The sequence below is a fragment of the Aquipuribacter hungaricus genome, from assembly GCF_037860755.1.
In the GTDB taxonomy this organism is placed as follows: Bacteria; Actinomycetota; Actinomycetes; order Actinomycetales; family JBBAYJ01; genus Aquipuribacter; species Aquipuribacter hungaricus.
The window spans coordinates 1-1719 of the sequence record NZ_JBBEOI010000402.1 but is presented as its reverse complement, the minus strand read 5'-3'; the positions used below and the strand labels follow the sequence as shown (position 1 = coordinate 1719).

Sequence of the window (1719 nt, the reverse complement as noted above, 5' to 3'; positions counted from 1 at the left end):
CGCGCGCTAGCGGCCGCGCGCACCAGCGGCCGCCGCCCCAGCGGCCACCGCACGTCAGCGACCGCCAGGCTCCTGACCGGCCGGCCACAGGCTGCCGAGCCCCACGCGGCCCGGCAGCGGGAGGTCCTCCAGCCGCCAGGCGGTCATGCCGCTGCCGGCGCGCAGGGTGCGGGCGGGCCCGTCCCCGTCGCGGTCCAGCAGCACCCGTTCCCCGACGGAGGCGTACCCCGGCCCGCTCACCACCTGCAGCGTCGTCGCGTCGAGCACCTCGAGCTCCTGCACCGACCCGGTGGGGTCGGCGAGCGCGGGCGACAGCAGCACGAGCCGGCCACCGAGGACGGCGACGTCCTGCACGCCCCACAGCGTCGCCCAGCGACCGGTCGCCGCCCGGGCCGTGGCCAGCGCCTCCCCGGCGAGCGGCTCCGTCCCGGCGGGCGCTGACGCGGCGAGGTCGAGCAGCCGGACCGCCCCGGTCGCGAGCTCCACGGCGGGGCCGTCGACAGCGTTGGTCAGCACCGACACCGCGAGGCCGGCGACCGGGTCGAGCAGGCTGCGGGTGATGTGACCGGGCCAGCCGCCGCCGTGGCCGACCGTCCGGCGGCGGCCCACGGTGGTGACGCCCATGCCGAGCCCGTAGCCCTCGTCGGGCGTCCCGTCGACGTCCCACCAGGTGTGCTGCATCTGGCGGCGGGCCAGCGGGTCGAGCAGCCGCGGTCCGTCCTCGCCCTCGGCGTGCGCCGACAGGTAGCGGACCAGGTCGGTCGCGGTGGAGCAGAACCCGGTGGCGGCGGCCATCGCCCCGGTCCCGACCTGCTCGACCGGCACCCGCTCGTCGGCGTAGGCCAGCGAGGTGTAGCCCGTCGCCACCCGGTCGGCGAGCGGGTCGCCGGGGGCCAGGTCGGGTGCGGTCGAGGTGAGCCCCAGCGGCTCCACCACCCGCGCGCGGACCGCCTCCGCCCACGACGTCCCCGAGGCCGCCGCGACCACGAGGCCGAGCAGGGCGTAGCCGATGTTCGAGTACTTGAACCGCACGTCCGGTGCGGTGACGAGCGAGGCGGGGTCGTCGAGCACGGCCCGGAGCGCGGCCTCGTCGAGGAACGGCCGGCGCAGCTGCCAGTGGTCGCCGTCGGCGCCGTCACGGGTGAGGCCCGAGGTGTGGCCGAGCAGCTGGCGCAGGGTGAGCCGGGCGACGCCGTCCGCCGACGCCGTGGTCCACGGCAGCCAGCGCCCGAGCGTGTCGTCGAGCCCGAGGGCGCCTTCCGTCGCGAGCTGGTGCACGACGGTCGCGGTGAACGTCTTGGAGTGCGACGCCACCCGGAACACCGTGGAGTCGTCGACCGGGGTGCCGGCGGCGACGTCGGCCAGGCCGTGCGCGGCGGACAGCAGCACGTCCCCGCGCAGCGCCACCGCCCCCTGCATCCCGGGGAGCCGGTGGTGCCGGCGGCGGAAGCCCCACCAGCTGTCGACGTAGGCCCCCGCCCCGCGGACGAGGTCGGGCGTCAGGTCGGGGGGCGGGGCTGCGCTGCTCACCGCCCCATCATGGCGAGGGACGGTGAGCAGCGCTCCCGGTCAGCCCTTGCGGCGCCGGCCGAGGCCCTTGACGACGGAGGTGGCGCGCTCGCGCAGCCCGGGCTCCTGGTAGGCGCTGCTGCGGACCGACCCGCCGCGGGGCGCCGGGCGCTGGCCGTCGTCGGCGGAGGCGGCCGCAGCGGCGGCGGC

The 1719-nt window shown here is 78.2% G+C and carries 1 protein-coding gene; it reads right to left on the bottom strand.

Annotated elements, in window-relative coordinates:
- Nucleotides 1–54: 54 nt before the first annotated feature.
- Nucleotides 55–1530, bottom strand: a complete 1476-nt coding sequence (locus WCS02_RS20150) for a serine hydrolase domain-containing protein (protein WP_340296088.1) — start codon at nucleotides 1528–1530, stop codon at nucleotides 55–57.
- Between the last annotated feature and the right edge of the window lie 189 nt (nucleotides 1531–1719).